The 19,339-nt window shown below is 54.8% G+C and carries 15 protein-coding genes; 6 read left to right on the top strand and 9 right to left on the bottom strand.

Annotated features, from left to right (window positions below; all coding sequences use genetic code 11):
* Window positions 1-94 precede the first annotated feature (94 nt).
* From C4520_05720 to C4520_05705, 4 genes are read left to right on the top strand one after another with little or no spacing between them, the layout of a single operon-like run.
* Window positions 95-2,716 carry an alanine--tRNA ligase gene (locus C4520_05720; GenBank protein RJP23749.1) on the top strand — a complete coding sequence of 874 codons (2,622 nt, stop codon included), beginning with the start codon at window positions 95-97 and terminating at the stop codon, window positions 2,714-2,716.
* Between the two features lie 6 nt (window positions 2,717-2,722).
* Entirely contained in the window at window positions 2,723-3,157 is a 435-nt protein-coding gene (gene ruvX / locus C4520_05715; protein RJP23748.1) for a Holliday junction resolvase RuvX, read from the top strand.
* A gap of 32 nt (window positions 3,158-3,189) precedes the next feature.
* Window positions 3,190-4,299 carry an endolytic transglycosylase MltG gene (gene mltG / locus C4520_05710; GenBank protein RJP23747.1) on the top strand — a complete coding sequence of 370 codons (1,110 nt, stop codon included), beginning with the start codon at window positions 3,190-3,192 and terminating at the stop codon, window positions 4,297-4,299.
* Window positions 4,274-5,482, top strand: coding sequence for a U32 family peptidase (locus tag C4520_05705; protein ID RJP23746.1), 1,209 nt, complete (start codon window positions 4,274-4,276; stop codon window positions 5,480-5,482). The genes mltG and C4520_05705 overlap by 26 nt, the downstream gene beginning before the upstream one ends.
* A 171-nt stretch (window positions 5,483-5,653) precedes the next feature.
* Here the strand turns inward: C4520_05705 and C4520_05700 are convergent, their stop codons facing one another.
* From C4520_05700 to C4520_05690, 3 genes are all read right to left on the bottom strand, one after another.
* Window positions 5,654-6,943, bottom strand: coding sequence for an aminotransferase class I/II-fold pyridoxal phosphate-dependent enzyme (locus C4520_05700; GenBank protein ID RJP23745.1), 1,290 nt, complete (start codon window positions 6,941-6,943; stop codon window positions 5,654-5,656).
* A gap of 511 nt (window positions 6,944-7,454) precedes the next feature.
* Window positions 7,455-8,939, bottom strand: a complete 1,485-nt coding sequence (locus C4520_05695) for a hypothetical protein (protein RJP23744.1) — start codon at window positions 8,937-8,939, stop codon at window positions 7,455-7,457.
* A gap of 31 nt (window positions 8,940-8,970) precedes the next feature.
* Window positions 8,971-9,906, bottom strand: a complete 936-nt coding sequence (locus C4520_05690; GenBank protein RJP23743.1) for an amidohydrolase — start codon at window positions 9,904-9,906, stop codon at window positions 8,971-8,973.
* Between the two features lie 183 nt (window positions 9,907-10,089).
* Between C4520_05690 and C4520_05685 the strand changes: the two genes are divergently transcribed.
* A complete protein-coding gene (locus C4520_05685; protein RJP23742.1) occupies window positions 10,090-11,331 on the top strand; it encodes a hypothetical protein in 1,242 nt (413 codons plus the stop codon).
* A 13-nt stretch (window positions 11,332-11,344) separates the two neighbouring features.
* Here the strand turns inward: C4520_05685 and C4520_05680 are convergent, their stop codons facing one another.
* Genes C4520_05680 through C4520_05665 form a run of 4 tightly spaced genes read right to left on the bottom strand, consistent with a single transcriptional unit; the run spans window position 11,345 to window position 14,773 of the window.
* Window positions 11,345-11,890, bottom strand: a complete 546-nt coding sequence (locus C4520_05680) for a hypothetical protein (GenBank protein ID RJP23741.1) — start codon at window positions 11,888-11,890, stop codon at window positions 11,345-11,347.
* A 9-nt stretch (window positions 11,891-11,899) separates the two neighbouring features.
* Window positions 11,900-13,582 carry a hypothetical protein gene (locus C4520_05675; protein RJP23740.1) on the bottom strand — a complete coding sequence of 561 codons (1,683 nt, stop codon included), beginning with the start codon at window positions 13,580-13,582 and terminating at the stop codon, window positions 11,900-11,902.
* A 23-nt stretch (window positions 13,583-13,605) separates the two neighbouring features.
* The gene (locus tag C4520_05670; protein ID RJP23739.1) at window positions 13,606-14,355 is read right to left on the bottom strand and encodes a prepilin-type N-terminal cleavage/methylation domain-containing protein; all 750 of its coding nucleotides are present in this window, start codon (window positions 14,353-14,355) and stop codon (window positions 13,606-13,608) included.
* 10 nt (window positions 14,356-14,365) lie between these two features.
* On the bottom strand, window positions 14,366-14,773 hold the full coding sequence (locus C4520_05665; GenBank protein RJP23738.1) for a hypothetical protein: 408 nt from the start codon (window positions 14,771-14,773) through the stop codon (window positions 14,366-14,368).
* Window positions 14,774-15,080: 307 nt separating this feature from the next.
* Here C4520_05665 and C4520_05660 point away from each other — a divergent pair, with 307 nt between their 5' ends.
* On the top strand, window positions 15,081-16,646 hold the full coding sequence (locus C4520_05660; GenBank protein RJP23737.1) for a M28 family peptidase: 1,566 nt from the start codon (window positions 15,081-15,083) through the stop codon (window positions 16,644-16,646).
* 30 nt (window positions 16,647-16,676) lie between these two features.
* Here the strand turns inward: C4520_05660 and C4520_05655 are convergent, their stop codons facing one another.
* The gene (locus C4520_05655; GenBank protein ID RJP23736.1) at window positions 16,677-17,771 is read right to left on the bottom strand and encodes a hypothetical protein; all 1,095 of its coding nucleotides are present in this window, start codon (window positions 17,769-17,771) and stop codon (window positions 16,677-16,679) included.
* A 210-nt stretch (window positions 17,772-17,981) separates the two neighbouring features.
* Entirely contained in the window at window positions 17,982-19,127 is a 1,146-nt protein-coding gene (locus tag C4520_05650; GenBank protein RJP23735.1) for a polyheme membrane-associated cytochrome C, read from the bottom strand.
* Window positions 19,128-19,339: the final 212 nt, after the last annotated feature.

The following is a 19,339-nucleotide window of genomic DNA, read 5'->3' as shown; positions in this document are numbered from 1 at the left end:
GCGATTTGCAAAAACAGGAGTATCTTGTTATAATACGCGTACTTAGGAAAGCAGATGGCGTTAACCTTCAGCCTATCGATAAAGGTAAAGCGAGATGAAAGGAAACGAACTTCGAGAGAGTTTTCTCGATTTTTTCCGCGTAAGAGGGCACACGATAAAGCCGAGTTGGCCGCTGGTGCCGCCCGACGACCCGACGCTCCTGTTTACGAGCGCCGGAATGGTTCAGTTCAAGAAAGAGTTTCTGGGCGAAATTCCACTCAAATTCACCCGTGCCGCAACCTGCCAGAAATGTTTTAGAACATCCGATATTGATAATGTCGGGAAAACCACCCGGCATCACACATTTTTTGAGATGCTTGGCAACTTCTCCTTCGGCGATTATTTCAAAGAGGAGTCAATCGCCTGGGGCTGGGAATATGTGACAAAGGAGCTTGGCATACGCAAGGAGCGGCTCTGGGTGAGCGTTTTTCGGGATGACGATGAGGCGATCGACATCTGGAAAAAATTTGTGCCGGCCGGGCGAATTTTGCGGATGGACGAAAAGGATAATTTCTGGGCGATGGGCCCGACCGGGCCATGCGGCCCCTGCTCTGAGATCTATTACGATTATGGCGAAGGCATCGGCTGCGGCAGGCCAGATTGCCGCCCCGGATGCGACTGCGACCGATACGTGGAGATCTGGAACCACGTCTTCACTCAGTTCGACCGCCAGCCCGACGGTGCGCTTCAGCCGCTTCCGAAAAGGAATATTGACACGGGGATGGGACTTGAGCGGATAGCGGCAGTGATGCAGGATACCCGATCGAACTTCGGGACGGACCTGTTTCTGCCGATAATCGAATATGCGGCATCTCTTACCGGCGTCGATCCGGCCGACGCGGTCGAGCAGTATCGGGTGATGGCCGATCACGTGCGGGCTCTCACCTTCCTCATCAGTGACGGAGTGCTTCCTTCGAATGAAGGAAGAGGATATGTTGAACGAAGGATTCTCAGGCGGGCGGTCCAGCGCGGACGCGATCTCGGGATGCAGGAACCTTTTCTGTACCGTCTGGTCGGTTCCGTCGTTGACATTTATAAACCGGCGTATCCCGAACTCGAGGGCAAGCGCGAACATGTTAGCCGCTTGATCAAGACAGAGGAGGAGCGGTTCCTCGAAACGCTCACGCAAGGACTCGGCCTGCTCCGAGATATCATGAATGATCTCAGCCAAGCCGGGAAAAAGGAGATCAATGGCGCTCAGCTCTTCAGGCTCTATGACACCTATGGGTTTCCGGTCGAGCTGACGCAGGAGATAGCCGCCGCCGAAGGTTTTACACTTGATCAGGCAGGCTTCGAATCGGAGATGAGCAAGCAGCGAGAGCGAGCGCGTGCGGCTTTTACCGGTTATGAGGCTGCTGGAGAACTGCAGATATACACCGACCTGTCGCAGAAAGTTCCGCCGGCCGAGTTCGTTGGCTATTCAGAACTTCAAGCTGATGCGAAGATCATGGCGCTTCTTGTGAACGGCTCACCGGCAGAGTCCGCCGAGGCGGAGACGGACGTCGAAGTGATTCTCGATGTCACCCCATTTTATTCTGAGGCAGGCGGCCAGATAGGAGACACCGGGCGGTTGATTAGCCCCGGCGTTGAAGCCGAAGTAGTGAACACGAAGGAGCCGGTGCAGGGGCTGAGGGTTCACAAGGTGAAGCTGAAGAAGGGCGGGCTTCGAATCGGCCTGCAGGTTGTGGCTCAGGTTGACGAGAGCCTGCGGCGCGACACCGCGGCCCACCATTCAGCGACGCATCTGTTGCAGAGCGCCCTCAGAGAAGTGCTGGGAGAACACGTGTATCAAGCGGGCTCTCTGGTTGCGCCGGATCATTTTCGTTTCGATTACGCGCATTATACCGCTCCCGACAGGAGGCAGCTTCGTCGGGTCGAGATGCTGCTCAACCAGCGCATTCGCGAAAACCTTCCGGTGCAGGCTGTTGTCATGCCGTTCGAGGAAGCAAAGCGTCAGGGGGCAATCGCGCTGTTCGGGGAGAAGTATGGCGACCAGGTGCGCATGGTGAAAATGGGCGACGTCAGCAGAGAACTCTGCGGAGGGACCCATGTGCATTCCACGGGCGAGATTGGACTGTGTCTGCTGATCTCGGAGTCATCGATAGCCGCCGGAATGCGTCGAATCGAAGCGGTCTGTGCGAGCGCCGCATATCGAAGGGTACGGGAAGGCGAGGATATTTTGCAGGAAGCGGCGGGCTATGCGAACGCGCCGCGCGAAAACCTTCCGGACCGTATTCGCCAGTTGCTTGAAGAAAAGAAGAAACAGGAAAAGGAACTAGCGCGCTTAAAACGAGCGGTGGTTGCCGACAAGGTGGACGATCTGCTTGCGAGAGCGGTCGAAGTCGACGGTGTGAAGGTGCTGGCTGTTCGTCTGGACGATCAGGAAACGACCCAAATGCGAAACACCGCCGATTCGCTCAAGGCAAAATTAAAATCCGGCGTCGTTGTCATCGGCGGGGTGTCCGAGGGCAAAGTAATCTTGATCGCGACGGTTACGAAGGATCTTAGCCACAAAGTGCATGCCGGCAACCTGATCAAGGACGTGGCCCGAATAGTAGGAGGCGGCGGCGGCGGACGTCCGGACATGGCTCAAGCCGGCGGCAAAGATGCATCCAAGATCGCCGAGGCGCTCGATGAAGTGCCACGAGCAGTAGACCGCATGGTCAAGGGCGCCTGAGACGGCATGAAAATTGATAGTTACAAGAGGATTATCGGGCTTGATGTCGGCGACAGGCGGATAGGCGTCGCGGTAAGCGACGAATTGAGGATAACGGCGCAAGCCGTGTGCACAATAGAACGGTCGACTCCTGCAAATGATTTCGCGGCGGTCAAGAAACTGGCGGAGGAGTACGATGCCGCTGCCGTCGTCGCCGGCCTGCCGAAGAAGCTTGACGGAACAAGCAGTCCCCAGACCGAGAAGGTGCAACAGTTTCTTGACGGCCTGAGGAAGCACGTGGAAATCCCGGTCCTGACCTGGGACGAACGCTTTACCACCACATCTGCGGAAGCTTCATTAATCGAGGCCGACGTCGGTCGCAAAGCGAGGAAGAAGATAATTGATGCGGTTGCCGCTCAAATCATGTTACAACACTATCTGGACTGCACCCGGTCTCCTTGACTCTGAACGATGGAAGGAAAAATGTTCAATCAATGGTACACGAACGACTCCATTCCGATTCGCCCGCCGAAGAAAACGAAATAGAACGGACACCCTCCGAAAATAAAAGCCGAACCCGGCAAAAAGTTGTCTCGATTCTCTTCTTTGCATTCTTCATTCTCCTATGGCTGCTTTTGTATTTTGTGAATAGAACGATGGCTTGGCCGCAGAGAGTGGAAGCCGGCCATCCCAGGTATGTTGTTGTAGAAGTTCCGCCAGGCTCTCCGGTCGCTGAAATCGCGGAGCGTCTCTCTACTCATCAGCTCATTTCGAGCGAGCTGATCTTTACAATGGCGGCCGCAGTTCGGGGAACGACCCACCGATTGAAATCGGGCGAATACCGCTTTGACCGAACCATGTCTCTCCTGGAGATTCTGACGTGGCTGGAGCAAGGCCGCGTGATGCTTCACAAGTTTACGGTTCCTGAGGGATCAACAGTCGAACAGATTGCGATGCTACTGTCGAATAAAAGGCTCGCGGACCCGCAGGAGGTTTTGTCTCTGGCCAACGATGCAGCATTCTGCCAGGAGTTGGGGCTGGACAGTCCCTCGCTTGAGGGTTTTCTCTTTCCGGAAACATATAAAATAGCCAAAGGATTATCCGCTGAATCTGTTCTTCGAATCATGGTGGACCGGTTCTGGCACGTCTGGATTGCAGAGACGAACAAGCGTCCCGACGCCGATGAGCTCAATCTTCGAGATATCGTTTCCATCGCTTCGATCATCGAAAAAGAAGCGATCTATGACGACGAGGAGCTTCTCATAGCGAGCGTCATCTATAACCGTCTCAAGAAGAAGATGCCGCTGCAATGCGACGTGACCATTCGATATCCGCTGGACAATTATGGAGTCAATCTTACCTATGCCGATTTGGAACTGGACTCTCCGTACAACTCGTATCGTAATCGGGGGCTCCCGCCTACGCCCATCTGCAATCCGGGCCGGTCGGCGATCAGGGCGGCATTATCTCCGCCCAAAACCGATTATCTGTACTTCGTGTCCATGAACAACAAGCGTCACAAATTCTCGACGAACTTGAAAGATCATAATGACGCTGTCCGCAAGTACCAGGTTTTGAATGAAGTCGGTGAATCGGAAAGCTGAACTGGTTGCGCCCGCGGGCAACTTGCAGAAGCTGAAAGTGGCGGTTGAATATGGCGCCGACGCGGTGTATCTCGGCGGGCGCCGATTCAGTCTTCGGGCGCGGTCGGAAAATTTCACGCCCTCCGAAATGACGGAAGGTCTATCTTACGCCCGCGCGCGTAATGTGCGAGTTTATGTCCTCCTCAATGTTTTTCCTCACAACAGGCACCTTGACGAGATGCGTGCGTTCCTTGAATATCTGGGCGATCTCCGACCGGACGCCTTCGTCGTTTCGGATATCGGCGCTTTCGAAGTGGCCCGCGAAATCGCTCCGCTGGTCCCGGTCCACATCAGCACGCAAGCAAACGTCACCAATTGGAGAACCGCCCGCTTCTGGCAAGAGATGGGCGCATCGCGGCTGATCCTGGCGCGCGAATTAAGCCTGCAGGAAATAGAAGAAATCGCAGCGCGCGTCGAAGTCGACCTCGAGATATTCGTGCATGGCGCAATGTGCATGGCATACTCCGGAAGATGCTTCCTGAGCAGGCACCTGACGGGGCGAGACGCTAATCTGGGAGATTGCTCGCAGTCGTGCCGCTGGAAATATCGCGTGGTGGAAGAAACGCGTCCGGCGGAAACTTTCGAAGTCGAGGAGCATCCGGAGGGAACTTTCATATTCAGCTCGCGCGATCTCTGTATGATCGAGCATTTGCCCGCCGTCCTCCAATCCGGAGTTTACGGGTTGAAGATCGAGGGGCGGATGAAGAGCGTTTATTATCTCGGAATCACGACACGGACGTACCGCATGGCGCTTGACAGGTATCACGCGTCGCCGGCCGATTATGCGCCGGACCCGGAGCTGGTTGAGGAACTGCGGCAAACCGGCAATCGGGAATTCACCACGGGATTCTATCTGGGCGAGATGCAGGATGGGAGGGCTCCCGCAGGCGGCGCCGAGCGCAAATCCGTCCGCTCATTCGTCGGCCTGGTGACGGGTTCGGATGACGGACGCGCAACAGTGGAAGTACGCGGCCAGATCAGGCGAGGCGACACGCTTGAGGCAATCCAGCCGAAAGCTGATAGCGTTCGCTGGGTGGTTGACTCCATGTTCGGCGAAAACGGACAGCCTGTTGAGATCGCGCAGCCGAACTCCGTAATTCACCTGCCGATTCACCTCCAGACTTTCTCGCTCCTGAGGAAATAGATGTTTCGGGCACGGCGTGCCGTGCCCCTACAATCTTGAAAATCCTGTTATTCCGTGTTCTTTATCCGGGCGGCCACATGGTGCGGCCTGATTGCCTTACAACAGACCCCGCCCCTTCTTCGCATTTACGAACGGCGCGGGGCGTGGTATGCCGAGAAGCCGCACTGTTGCTCAGACTTTCTCGAGAGCTTCTTTCAGGTCGCGGATGATATCGTCGGGGTCCTCGAGGCCGACCGACATGCGGATGCCGCTGCGCTTGATGCCCGCCTCCTCTTTCTCCTCTTCCGACATGAACAGGTGCGTCATGTTGTAGGGATTTTCCAGGAGAGTAGCGGTATTTCCGAGGCTCACGGCCACAGAAAGGCAGTAACAGTTGTCGCCGGCATGGGCAGTGAAGCGCTCCATCGCGCGATCGTCGTCGGTATCGATCTCGAAGTACAGCATGGAGCCGGGAGCGAAGCTGCCTTTGAAGTCGCGCATCTGTTTTTTTGCGATCTGATGATGCGGATGCGAAGGCAGCCCGGGGAAATTCACCTTCTTGATTTTGCGGTGATCCCCGAGAAAAGTGGCGATCTGCGAGGCGCTTTCCTGCATCGCTTTCATTCTGACCGGCAGTGTCGGGATTCCGAAGGTGAGAACGTTCCACGCCGCTTTCGGAGAAAGAACGCCGCCCGTTTCCTCGCGAAACATGATGAGCGGAGCCCGAATCTCGTTTTTGCCGACGATGGCGCCGCCCAGATCGATGCCGAAGCCGCCCATCGCTTTTGTGAGACTGAGGACGACCACGTCCACGCCCAGTTCGATGGGCCGCTGGCAGAAGGGTGTGGCGAAGGTGTTATCGACGATGATCCGCACCTGGCCCTGTTGTCCCATTTTCTTTTCCGCGGCGTCGACAATGGCGCGTACCCTCGCAATGTCGACCAGTTCGATCAGCGGGTTGACGGGCGTCTCGAAGTAGACGACGCGCGTATTCTCGCTGATGGCTTCTGTGAGGGCCTGCTCGTCGGTGAAATCGAGACCTTTGATTTTCATTCCGAAGCGAGGAAGCCATTTCGTGATGAGGCCGTGGGTATTCCCGTAGAGTATGTGGTGGTAGAGGATTTCATCGCCGGGTCCGAGAGAAGTTAAAAGAGCGGCGGTGATGGCGGCCATGCCGCTCCCGAAAACCAATGTGGTTTCTCCGCCCTCGGCAAGTGTGATCTTGTTTTCGAGCAGCATGTTGGTCGGGTCATCGAAGCGCGAATAGATGTAAAACGGCAGGCGGCTCCAATCCTCCAGCCCCATCAGGAATTCCATTGGAGATTTCCCGCCGAAAACCTTCGAGTTAAGGTCGTACGTCACCGTTGATGAAATCGGCGGGATCATGGCGTGGCTGTAATCGACACCGGTTTGTTTCCAGTCGCCGTGTACGATGCGCGACTGTTTTGAATATTGTTCGCCTCGTTCTGTTTTTTCAGACATGATGGACCGTCCTTCTGGTTTGAAATCCCCCCTTAGTCCCCCTTTTCCAAAGGGGGAAAGGTAAGAACAGAATGCCGAATGTCGATGATATCGGGTTTTTATGCGGGCGGCCACATGGGGCCGCGCCTACAACGTTTCGAACCTTTCAAGCGCGCCGTGCCGTGACCTCGTTGGACAAGAATCCTTCAAATGGGCACGGCGCGCCGTGCCCCTGCAGAGACAACCTGCGCACGTGAATCATCTGTGAAGCTGTGCCCGTATCTGTTGGGCGGCCTTTCAAACGGGCACGGCATGCCGTGACCCTGCAGAGACGACCTGCGCACGTGAATCATCTATGAAGCTGTGCCCGTATCTGTTGGGCGGCCCTTCAAACGGGCACGGCATGCCGTGCCCCTACATCCAAAAAAACCGTGCGCGATGAACCGGTGTTTGCAGCCATGCCCCTGCGTATTGGACAAAAAAACTCGAAGGGCCACCGCACGCCGTCACGTACAGATATGGCGAGGGCCGTTTAGATCGGCAGGTTGGTTGGTGCTTCCGCCAACCCTTCATATTTATAGAACTCTTCGATCGGCCTTGCCGCAACCTCATCGATGAACCGCTGCATATCGGCCTCGAGAGCCGGTTTCAATTTGTTCGATTTATGGCGGTCAACCAATTGCTCGACCTTCTGGGCGCAATTGTCGAGCACCGTTTTTGATCCCGCGGTTTGCCAGGCATCGCGGCTGGTATGGTCGACCAGGTCTGAGAGGAATATTTCCGAGCGGAAATTCTCGGCGGTATGCATCTGGTCCATGTAGTTCTCACTCCAGCCAAGATTGCAGATCAAATCGATCGCCAGAGTATCGGGATTCACCTCAATTCCGCGCCCGACGCGCGCGAGCATTCCGGCGAGTTCGTTGTCGAGCACCATCAGTTCGTGCGAGCCGGTGACCGTGCGTTCGAGTGTGCCGGCGCAGGTGATATAGTTGATCCCGGCCAGATAGGCTGCCGCGAGGTTCATCATCCGTTCGAAGCCGCACTGGATATCGAGAAGCTTGGAGTCGGTTGTTCCGCCGACGCCGCGCGAGGGAATATTGTAGAACCGGGCGAGTTGCGCGCCGGCCGCCGTGACAAGTCCTGTTTCGAACGAGCCGAGCGCAACGTTACCGGTTCTCATATCGGCCACGGTCGAAACCGTGCCCCAGAGCACCGGCGCTCCCGGCTTGATGATCTGAGCCAGCGTGATATGAGCGAGCACCTCGGCATTGTGCTGGACGAGCAGGCCGGCGAGCGTGACGGGGGCGGTCGTTCCGCCCATTGCCTCCGGCGCCATGATGACCGGCTGATTGTGTTCGACGTAGACCTTCATCCCGTGGCCTTGAGCGGTATCGATTTTCAGCGGACTCACGATACTGCATATGCCCATCATGCGCGGCCTTGCCATGAATTCATCCATGCCACCGACAACCATTGCCGCCATATCCATCATGTCCTTGCAGGCGAGGTATCCGAGCGTGCCGCACCCGAAGGGTTTTCGGCATTCGCGCGCCCACAACCGGATCGCTTCGACGTGGATCGTGGTCATCGGGATATCGTTTGGCCACAGGTCCATCTGGTCATTGGTGAGGTGTTCGAGATCGTCGATCAGGATGAGGTGCCTGCGGAGGTCTTCCAGCGTGGTGGGCGTGAAATTTCCGGCCTTGTCCAACATATTCGTCGGCGTGCCGAGTCCGCAAAAGAGCGAAGACCGGGTGCTGATTTTCGCGCGGAACCTCGGGTTGAATCCGTACAAGACGAAAGCCCTGGGCGCTTGCTCGACAGCCCACAGCACGAGTTCCTGCGGTATCCGGACAACCTGCTCCGCATCATTTACGTCCGCGCCCTTCTGTCGAAACAGATCACGCAGGTCCTGCGCCTCCACTTTCACGCCCTTTCTCATGAGCACCATGAGCGAGCCCTCATGAATCTGCACTATCTCTTTTTTGCTCAGCACCTGCAGCCTGGACGTTCTCATTGTCAATCAGCCCCTTTCTCAAAGATGCCGCTTAATCGGAAAGATTGTAAAGTCGAGCCGCTGCATGGCCGAGGATGATGTCGATTTCTTCGCCGTCGAAACGGATTCCTGCCGGCGATCGGTATTCCTTGTGCGCAAGCACCCAATCTCGCGGCGAGAGCATCACGTCAAGCATCAAGCCATCGGTTCCGAACAGAATGCGCCATGGCCCGAGTGTGTCGAGGGCGAACCGGAGCGGCTGATAGAAATAATCGAATCCGTTCAGATATTCCATCTGCCATCCCGCGAAATCAACGTATACGTTCGGTTTGACGGAGGCAAGATCGATTGCCTCTTGCCACCAGCCATGGCCGGTATGCGCGATGATGATTTTGAGGTCGGGGAACTCGGCGGCCACGGTATCGATGTATTTCGGCTGCGAGAATTTTATTCGCAGGGGAGCCGGCTCGTTGCCGGAGTGTATGAGGACGGGAATGTCATACTCGAGGGCTTTGCGGTACAGCGGCGCACATATGGGGTCATCGGGATAGAACCCGGCAGTGGGATGTAGTTTCAAGCCGATTGCGCCTTCTTCCACTCCTTTTTGCATGATATCCAGCGCATTCGGCCGGCGAGGGTCGACGCCGACGTGCGAAAGCAATCTTCCCGCGTGCCGCTTGACCGCTGCGGCATAGAGGGCGTTCTTTTCCTCGATGCTCATCCCGCTGGAGGGGGGGCACCCCAGCCAGAAATCGAGCGGCAGCAGGATTGCCTTGTCGATACCGGCTTCATCCATTTTCTGGACCAGTTTTTCGCCGGTTTTATCGCTTAACAACTCGATGTTGGCGTCGTACGCTTCTTCCATGTTAACGTCAAATTGACCGCTCTTTTTGTTGAAGAAAGCCGTTCCGGCGCGGGCCGCCCCGATAAAGAAAGATTCCGGATCGGAGCCTTCAAAAAACAAATGCACATGACTATCGACGATCATTATTCCTTCCTCCTATAAGAGTGCTTTGGGGTGATTGGGAAATTATACAGGACGAAGAGCGGTTTTGGGAAATTTATTTTGCCGGCGCCGATGTCTTCTCCGTGGTGGTGAGAAATCATTCCTTTGTGATACACTGACGGCCGCGGGTTTCGTAAGGGGCGACTGCAGGAGACGAGACAGGGAATGAGAAAGTTTCGGGTTGTTTTGACGGCGTTCTTGATTCTCTTTTTGAGCGGCTTGTTCTTTCCAGTCGCGGCGCTTGATGTCTCTGGGAAGGTATTCGAGGATGCAAACGGCAATCACGCCTATGATCCTGGAGAAAGTCCTCTGCAAAATGCGGTCGTTTCCGACGGAGATGTGGTGACGATAACCGGCGCGGCCGGAACATATTCACTCAAGACGAAGGCGGGAAGAATCGTTTTTATTTCCGTTCCGGGAACCCATCACGCGGCCGGAAATAAGTTCTACAGGAGAGTTGACGACTTGTCGGGTACGGCTGGAATTGACTTTCCGCTTGTGAAGAATCGACTGAATGCTGAAAAGAGATTCACCTTCGTTTTCGCAAGCGACACACATGTCGGTTTCATTCGTGACGCCGACAAGGGGACGGCCAAGGCGTTTGCCTCGATCATGGAACGCCATCCGGCTTTTGTGATCCATGGCGGCGACATTATCCTGGACGCGCTGAGAACCGACCAGGGGCTCGCGCAGAAACAGTACGAATTATATTTGAATGAACTTGCGCCGTTGATCCATGCGCCCTTCTACCACACGATAGGAAACCACGACGTCTTTGGGTGGATCTCGATGCCGAATCCACGCCCGGTTCCGCCGCTCTATGGCAAGAAGATGTATGAGGCATATTTTGGTCCCCGGTACTATTCATTCAATTACGATCACTGCCATTTTGTTGTGCTGGACAGCGTGGCTCGCGGGAAGCTGTTAAATGGCGAGATCAGCTATTTCGGGTTCGTCGACCACGCTCAACTAAACTGGCTGCGGAAGGACCTGAAACATATTGATCGATCGCAGCCGGTGGTCATTGTGACGCACATACCGACGGTGAACGCGCTCGCGAGCGTTTACGGGTTAAAACGCGAACTGGCCGTCACGCCTGCAGGCGATACCGTCCCGAAGCATCAAATCATGAATTTTGCGGAACTGTTTGGGGAAATTCTGAGAGGCTACAACTTCAAGCTTGCGCTTGCCGGTCATTACCACACATATGAAATGATCCACTGGAAGACCAACCTGTACGACGCGCTGTTCGTGGTCGGCGGCTCGGTGTGCGGGGAGTGGTGGAAAGGCGATCACGCCATCGGCTACGAGAGCTGGCCCGAAGGCTACACGCTCATCGAGGTCGATGGCGAGCGCTTTATGCCTTCCCATATTTCTTACGGGTGGAAAGGGGAAAACGAAAGATAAATTATATTTGGTCTTAGTCTTTCCCCAACTTCAGCTTGGCGTATTGGACATGCTGAAGAGAAGAATCCAGGGAGTCCACCATTTCCTGATAAATGAACCTGGCCTGTGCTTGATCGCCGACTTTCTCATAACAAGTGGCGATTTCCACGTAAGCCTGGGCGACCTTGTCGTGGTCCGAGAAGTTATCGACCAGATTGCGGTAGCACTCGATCGCGGAATAATAGTCGCTTAGCTGGTACTGGTGGAGATTACCCATTGCCATCATTCTGTCGGGGGTATCCTCGGCCCCCCAATGCAGCTTGATGGCCTCCTCATGCTCGGCGATGGCTTTACGGGCTTTTTCCCTGCGTTCCGCCGCCAGTTTCTCCTCGATGGTTTCGGTTGGTCGAACAATGTTTTTTTCGGTGAGTTGCGCCGAATTCTGAGGAAGAGGCGCCGGTGATTGCGAAGAAGGTTGTTCCCGTGTCAGGCCTCTCGCGAGCCCCCCGATTATCAGAGCAAGAGCAATGCAGATACCGATCATTAATTGCTTCTTGTTCTCGATCAAGATGTTTTGCATCACATTCTCCTAGATAAAATCCGCTTGCCAGCTTTTTTCCTCAAACTCGGTGATTACCCAGATTGGCTCGCTTCCGATGAGACCCCGCGGAAGGTGATTCATCAGATCGGGAACCTGGTAGATTTTGGGAACGTTGGTGCCCATGTCGAAGTACTGGCAGACAAACGTGCCCGCTATCTGGTTCTGTTTCGTGGAAACCACCTGATTCGCTCCAAAGAAAGCTCCGGCCATGAACAAGTTGGAATCGCCCGGGCCGGTCGCCAGCAGCACGTCGTGCTTCGCCACAAGGCCAAGCACGTCGACTGTGGGGAAGGTGGTTGCCGGCAGGACGTGTCCATGGACTGAGACGTCGCCTTGATCACCGGATGCATTGCCGGCTGCATAAATTGTACCGCTGCCGGAATAACTGATGCTCGTTTGCTTCGTTCCCATGGTAATATCGCCATCGATCATGACCATGCCGCTGATCGTGAGGCCCGCCACTCCGGCCGCCGCCGTCGGGTTGTAGCTTATGGAATTGACCTGACCGTAGGATGTGGTCTGCGTAATGGTGAAGGAGCTGCCGTTTGTTATATAGGCGATTCCCGCGGCCGCTTGCATTTCAGGCGTGGGATAATTTGTCTGGATGTAGGTATCCACGGTGGTAGCCGCTGAAGTCGAAGCATCCAGAGTGATCGTCGGCAGATGCAGCGAATTCTGGGAGAAGAAATCGGTATAGCTGGCGTATTGTACATCCGTGACGGAGTCGTAATAGGGGTCGTTGATGTCGGGCATGGATACGGCGTCACCCACATCATATAAAGCCTCGGTACCGTTATCAGACTGCACGCGCGACGGGTCCGGCACGCCGTCGACGACCGAGGTTCCCGTCCATCTGGTATCCGTATGGTTGGTCTCGATATAGATTCCATCCATCGTTTCTTTCCAGGCGTTGGTGGAATCGTCTATTTCTCCGATTTCCGAATTTCCCGAGACGCCGACAGCGCCATTTTTCACCCTCAATTTTGCATCGAGACTGGATAGACCATCGTCATTTATCGGCATCGGCGGAATCTTGGCCAGCAACTCAGGCGGTATGCCTTCATAGTTGTTGTGGATAAGAGCTGTTCCATTCAGATCGAGAGCTTCGATTGCGGCGCTTCCCTCGCCGACGCCGTCGCCAAGCAGGTGTACCGAGCCGTGGATGGCGCAGTTGCCGTTGATCACGCCCCCCACATTGCCGGAACCGCCGAAAATGGCGTTATTCCAAACGCAGACATTTTCCTTTACGACCTCAGCAAGAACCGTCACTTGTCGTGGACGATCCGTCCCGGAATCGCCGGTCCCAACGACCTGAATGATCTGTGAGGGAGCTGATGCCAGCTCCGTGACGGTGAATCCATATGTTCCGCCCGTCAGTGTTTGGCCGGAAACGGTACCCGGCTGGGTTTCGCCGGGCTGGGTGTCATTGGCGAAATTGAGACTGCCGTCCGGCGCTATGCCGGCGTCCAATATGGCACGAAATGCCGCCTCCTTCGCGCTTTCGGCAAAGAACAGGGCCTGCTTTTCCTCATACGTTCTGTTGGCAAGCTGGATATCGCTGGAAGTCTGGCTGATAACCGTCCCTCCCAACAGCGCCGCAACGACGAGGACCACAGTGACCGCCACGATGGCAATGCCTTTATTGTCCTGGATAATACTAAACAAGCGCATACGATTCGCCTCCTTACCTGACTTCATGTGTTTCGCGGATCGGCTTGCGCCTGAAACCGCGAAGTCGCCGTGCGCCCATATCGGTCTACGACCTGGCAGGTTAGAAAGATGTTCAATGGAAAAGGCGGAGCGGGAGCAACGTTCAGTGCGAGGTCAAATGCAGCAACTCTGTTCATCAGAATTTTTGGCGGAACTGTGGGCGCAGTTCCCGCGACTGCGCCGGTGGTCATATTCACCGCAATCTGAGTTCCGGCGCTGTCGACGATGAGGATATCCGTACCGCTATAGGGATCAGGCAACACCAGATTAAACGGCGGCACATAGAGGTTCAAGTCTTGGGCATAATAGAGTTGATGCCTGACTAATTGCGGAATCCCGTCGGCGGAGGTATTTATGTACAAAAGGATGATCGATGAATCAATCGGGTCAAAGGTATTTGTGGGACCTGCCGCCACAAAAGGCGGACCGTCCAACACGAAATCATTGTTTACATTCCGTGCAGACGCAAGAATCAAAGCGTCTCCGGGCACAACTACGTCTGCGAAATTGAGGTTCACGCTCTCTCGTATTTCACGGCTGACCATATTGAGAGAATAGCGGGCCTGCTTTATGGTGTCGGTGTCGCTCATTATTTGACCGTAGGTGTCAAGCGTCCGCAGGAGGAGAGCGGTGATGACCAGGCTCAGCGCCCCCAGAACTCCGATAGAGACTGCCACCTCAATCAGCGTGAAGCCAGCCTCTTGTCTGTTGCTTTTTTTCAGCATGCTTTTCATCCTCGCTCGGTTAGGACCTGTTCGCTTCGCTTCTGATCGCGTTAATGCTTACCGTTCCCGACGGCAACGTTCCGCTTCCCTGCCAGGCTACGGTCACCGTAACCTGATGAGGCTCGTTTATGTCAACTATTACCGAACCGGGCGGATTGCCGCCGGGACCGACTAAATCGCCAACAGCAAACGTTCGGTTGTTGAACGTCATGATCATTGTCGGATCACGCTCGAAAATTTCCTCGATCTGCTGCTCGGCCGCATTTATTGCCATGGTCTTCGCGCGGGCAAACGAATTGGATTTATGCGCTTCCACCAGAATTGACAAGGCCGCCACGACCCCGAAGGTCAGAACGGTCATGGCAACTATCAATTCAATTAGTGTCACTCCGGATTCTGATTTTTTAAGAAACCCGTCGCCGGTCATATTGCTTCCTCCGCGTCTATGCGATTGATACTAGTTAGCCTGACGATTATGTAGAACACAAATCATGCCAAGAAAGGATCGGGGACAAAATAAATGAAACTCCATTATAAGTCGATGTTACCATTGATCTTAAGAACAGCCACAAATTCCGCCGTTCTTATTAACCTACAAGTTATTCCCTAGAAAAGTGGCAAAATATGGCGGGCGGTTACAAAAATGGCGCTGCCACCCCTGCACGGAGAAAGCCTCATTGTGATAAACTGGTTTCCCGCGAAACGAGCAAACGAGGACACGAAAGGAAAAAGAGATGATAACAGGCGCCAACCTTCATTCGCTGGTGAGGGTAATATCGGACATGGGGGATCGAAAATCCGGGAGTTCCGTCGAACACCGGGCGATGGAATACATTCGAGACTGTTTCGCGCGAAGCGGACTGAAGGATGTGGCTATCGAGTGGTTCGATATGCATGTTTGGGAACCGGGAAACATTCGGCTCGAGTTGCTCCCGAAAGGGACAGAGCTTCCGTGTAGGGCCGTCTGGTATTCGGGTACAACGCCGTCCGGCGGCATACAGGGAGAAGCCGTATCCTGTGGGTACGGCTTTCCGCACGAGTTTGATCATGCACGCGGAAAGATTGCGGTAATGCAGGGTCGAGCCCTGCTGCATTTTTTGCCGACGTATCGTTTCTTCGGCAGTTATGACGCGGCGGTGAAGGCGGGTGCTCTCGCGCTTGTTGTAATCGGTGACACGCCGGGCGATCTGATTCCCATTTTCACGGCAGACGAGCAGAAACATGAAAACCCGATTCCTGCTGTCCTAGTCAGCCGTTCTGCCGGGGAACTGCTGAAAAATCGATTTTCAGAAGGAAATCCACGGCTTCAGTTCGTGCTTGAAGCAAGGTCCGCCATCGGGCGCACGGGAGACGTAATCGGGATTCTTCCAGGGGAAACGGATGAACACATCATACTCGGCGCACACCACGACAGTATCTATGGAGGCGCGGTGGATAACGCTGCCGGGATTGCGGCTTTGATTGGCATAGCGGAAGAGCTGGCGGGCAGAGCGCGGCCGCCGGCAAAGACAATTATCTTTGCCACGCATCCGGGTCATGAATTACTAATCGGCGCGCGCGAGTTCGTGAAGAGGCAAGCCGCCATACTCGCAAAGACGTCGGCGTATATCACGCTTGACGGGATCGGCTGCGGAAGCTATCGAGAGGCCGGCGGCAAAGTGATTTTAAAGGATCTCGATGAAATCAGGGGAATTTTTATTTCACCGAATCAAGCGCTCGCAAAGCTCATTCTCCCGATCGTTTTGAAATACCGCATCCAGCCGTCGGCGCTTCTGACAATCGACATCATGTGCCCGAATGAGGACCTCGAGGGTCGATTCCATGCGGCAGGCGTTCCGATCATCGATATAATCGGCAAGCCCATCTGGTATCATACCGAAGCCGATACTCCGGATAAGCTGACGCCCGACCAACTGGAGCGCGGTACATTCGCGCAACTGGAAATAGTCGATCGTCTTGACAAGATGCCGATGGTGGAGATTCGCGCTGCCGAAAAACAGCCCTTTGATCCGCAGCTTCTGATTGAGCGGAAACAAACGAGAAGGCGTCCTTCTATAGATTTCACTTTCCTTCCCGCCGAGCTAAAGGCGGGACAACCTTCACTTCTTTACGTGGAGGATTTTGTTGATCTGGACGGAGTCCTTGTGGATATGCACTGGAATATCGCGGGCGAGACAGGAGCGAAGGGGCCGGTCGTCTTGCATGTTTTCGACAAGCCGGGCCGTTATCCAGTGAGCCTGACGGTAATAAACAACTTCGGTACGGAAGGAAAATGCGAGCGAGTCCTTGAGGTGAAATAAGGTCTAGATTATTTTTGATGGAAACCCGGGTTATCCGGAAGCTGACTCTCTGAGATACTGCAGATAGAATTCAAAATCCTGAAGCGAAACATCTGGGGGACACGAATGATCAAGAGAAGGAATGAATCCTCCGGCATACAGTAATGCCGGCACCTTGGAATCCACTTCCTGCCTGATGGCGTCCTGTCCCCACGCCAAGGTCCGCTTGTCCAATCCGCCCTGGATCACCAGCTTCTTCCCATATCTTTTGCGCACGGTCAGGATGTCCATACCCGCCTGCACCTCGAACGGATACATCATGTTTACGCCCACATCGAGAAACAAGGGAATGAGTTTTTCAATGTTGCCGTCGGAGTCCACCTCGAAGATCTTGATGCCAAGGGAGCGGGCGCAGTCGATCACGCGCTTGTAGTACGGCGTCATGAACTCCTTGAAGATCGATGGGCCGATCATTGGGCCGTTGCGATACGCCATGTCCTCCCAGAAATCGATGGCGTCGATTTTGGCGGTGGCGCAGATTTGTTCGAGGAGGCTCGTATAGAGTGTAACCCAGTGCTCGCCGATCGCGTGGATGAGTTGCGGTTGATCGTAATACGCGTACATCAGATTCTCGAACCCGAGCAGGTGACGCGCGGTTCCGAACAGGCCGCACACGTACACGAAGACAGGAAGCTCGGACTCGTTAAAGACATATGAGGAATATTCCCAATCGCTGCCGAGCCGATCCGGATTCGAGGGGTCGAGCCTCCATTTGATTTCCTCGAACGAACTCAGGTCGCGAACGGGAAACTCGAGAAACTGCGGGAGCGCTGATTGCCCGCTCGTGAACTCCTTGATGACGTTGCCGACGGCGTCTCTTTTGATGCGATAGGCGTCGGTCTCCTCGATGACTTGCTCATCGAATGTCGGGCACAGTCCCGGATTGTCGAAATTGCCGAGAGTAATCATCATGCGCAGGTCCATTCCGAAATGAATGAAGGACAGCGCCTCGTCGAGCTCTTCGGGAAGACCCTCTCCATGCCAACGGGCAATTGTTTCCGGCCAGAAACCCAGTGATTCCCAGCGGAATGTACGATCCACCGGTTCAAACGCGCAGGTTGCCAGAAATCGTTCCCTTGCATTCATAGATTCATTTGTCCTTCTGGAAAATATTGCCCGACCGAGAGGGAAACCAATTATATCTGTAATCGAGACGGTTTTTCAAGAAAAGGATTAAGGGGTGAGTCGGAATAGTGAGATCGCACTTTTGTAAATGAAGCTAGGCTCTTCGCATTCGGACTGAAAATGAGAAAGGCCGGGAGTATCCGGCCTTTCCCTTCAAATTTTTGGGATAGTTTATGGGCGAACAAGACCGCTCGTGTCCACGGTGCCGAGATCCACAATACTATCGTATAGCAACTGCATCACGTAATCAGCGTTGTGGGGAGAGCATCCCGGGTCTGTGATCGTGTATTGCATGTTGTATGCGGCCTTCAAAAGACTGGGGGTCCATGTATTGTACCGATTCGCAAACGTAGCTTCGCCCGCATCCACAAGGCCATTACCGTTGGTATCGATGAAGAAGTATGGATAGGTGTCTCCTGCGTAAATGATGGGATTGGTGCCGGGAGTAGTCGCTCCATAAATTTGCATGGCTTCATAGAGGATATCCCGTAATCCTGCTATTTCAAAGCTGATGCCTTCGGTTGTGTCGCCGTTACCGTTGAAGTCCGCCGAAGGCCTTGGCAGGCGGATGTTAACGACATCTTCTTCCGTCTGCACTTCCGGATGACATTGAGAACAAAGTTCCACATTCACACGCAGGGAATGAGGGAGATGGCATTCGTAGCATATGTCCGCCTGCGGCACATGCGCAAAATATCCCGCATACGTCTGGCCGGCGTATTCGAAACCGCCCTGCACTTCAGTTCCATAGCGTGTCGCCGCGGCGGCAAAGTAGTGGATGTTGATGAATTGGAGTGCAGGGTCAACGGTGTCGTCCGGAGTTGTCCCAACGGCCGTGAGCACGTCGAAGACCGAAGTTCGTCCCTGATGGCATTCCATGCACAGCGCCTCGCGTCCAAGCGTCCCATCCACAACAGCGCCCGAGGGGAAGATGACCGTATCCCAAGTATCTGTTTTCTCATTATGGCAGATGTCGCAGTCAAGGGCGTTATCGGCATTCGGGTCGATCGCAACCGGATTGTCTACCAGTCGTTCATTGGGGTCCGTGATGCCGAGGAAATCAAGGAAGCCGGCGGTGTTGTGACACTTTGCACAATCCACCGGAACTTCCGGAGGCACGTCTTCATCCCAATGGTTGAAGGCTTCGGCTTCTTCGTCGCCATGACCGGATTGCTCGAATTCTTCTTCTTCCTGCAGCACATGCTCGGTGAATTCGACACGGCCGGAGCTGCCGTCGGCGTTGCATCCGGCAATGAATCCGACGCTGCAGATAAGGAACAGGAATCCCAGGCCTTTCAGAATATTCGTTGAACTCATAGCCGCCAACTCCTTTTCCTTTAATCGTTCATCCCCTTGGATGACAGATGGTGCATTCATGTCCCGGATTGGGATGCGGCGGGCGTCCGGGCACTCCGCCGGGGTGGCATGCCGCGCAGTCGAATCCGCTGAACGGCGGGTGCGGCGATGCCGGCGCGGTCGGATGCGGCGCCTCTTTGTGGCATGCGCTGCAGGGCGCCGAGCTGATCGGG

The sequence above is a fragment of the Candidatus Abyssobacteria bacterium SURF_5 genome (genome assembly GCA_003598085.1).
Lineage (GTDB): Bacteria > Abyssobacteria > SURF-5 > SURF-5 > SURF-5 > SURF-5.
The sequence above is the reverse complement of the archived record's forward strand: the minus strand, read 5'-3'. Positions and strand labels throughout refer to the sequence as shown.

Coding starts and splice junctions, on each gene's coding strand:
- C4520_05720 (RJP23749.1), top strand. CDS start 95: ATGAAAGGAAACGAACTTCGAGAGAGTTTTCTCGATTTTTTCCGCGTA.
- ruvX (RJP23748.1), top strand. CDS start 2,723: ATGAAAATTGATAGTTACAAGAGGATTATCGGGCTTGATGTCGGCGAC.
- mltG (RJP23747.1), top strand. CDS start 3,190: ATGGTACACGAACGACTCCATTCCGATTCGCCCGCCGAAGAAAACGAA.
- C4520_05705 (RJP23746.1), top strand. CDS start 4,274: ATGAAGTCGGTGAATCGGAAAGCTGAACTGGTTGCGCCCGCGGGCAAC.
- C4520_05700 (RJP23745.1), bottom strand. CDS start 6,943: ATGTCTGAAAAAACAGAACGAGGCGAACAATATTCAAAACAGTCGCGC.
- C4520_05695 (RJP23744.1), bottom strand. CDS start 8,939: ATGAGAACGTCCAGGCTGCAGGTGCTGAGCAAAAAAGAGATAGTGCAG.
- C4520_05690 (RJP23743.1), bottom strand. CDS start 9,906: ATGATCGTCGATAGTCATGTGCATTTGTTTTTTGAAGGCTCCGATCCG.
- C4520_05685 (RJP23742.1), top strand. CDS start 10,090: ATGAGAAAGTTTCGGGTTGTTTTGACGGCGTTCTTGATTCTCTTTTTG.
- C4520_05680 (RJP23741.1), bottom strand. CDS start 11,890: ATGCAAAACATCTTGATCGAGAACAAGAAGCAATTAATGATCGGTATC.
- C4520_05675 (RJP23740.1), bottom strand. CDS start 13,582: ATGCGCTTGTTTAGTATTATCCAGGACAATAAAGGCATTGCCATCGTG.
- C4520_05670 (RJP23739.1), bottom strand. CDS start 14,355: ATGAAAAGCATGCTGAAAAAAAGCAACAGACAAGAGGCTGGCTTCACG.
- C4520_05665 (RJP23738.1), bottom strand. CDS start 14,773: ATGACCGGCGACGGGTTTCTTAAAAAATCAGAATCCGGAGTGACACTA.
- C4520_05660 (RJP23737.1), top strand. CDS start 15,081: ATGATAACAGGCGCCAACCTTCATTCGCTGGTGAGGGTAATATCGGAC.
- C4520_05655 (RJP23736.1), bottom strand. CDS start 17,771: ATGAATGCAAGGGAACGATTTCTGGCAACCTGCGCGTTTGAACCGGTG.
- C4520_05650 (RJP23735.1), bottom strand. CDS start 19,127: ATGAGTTCAACGAATATTCTGAAAGGCCTGGGATTCCTGTTCCTTATC.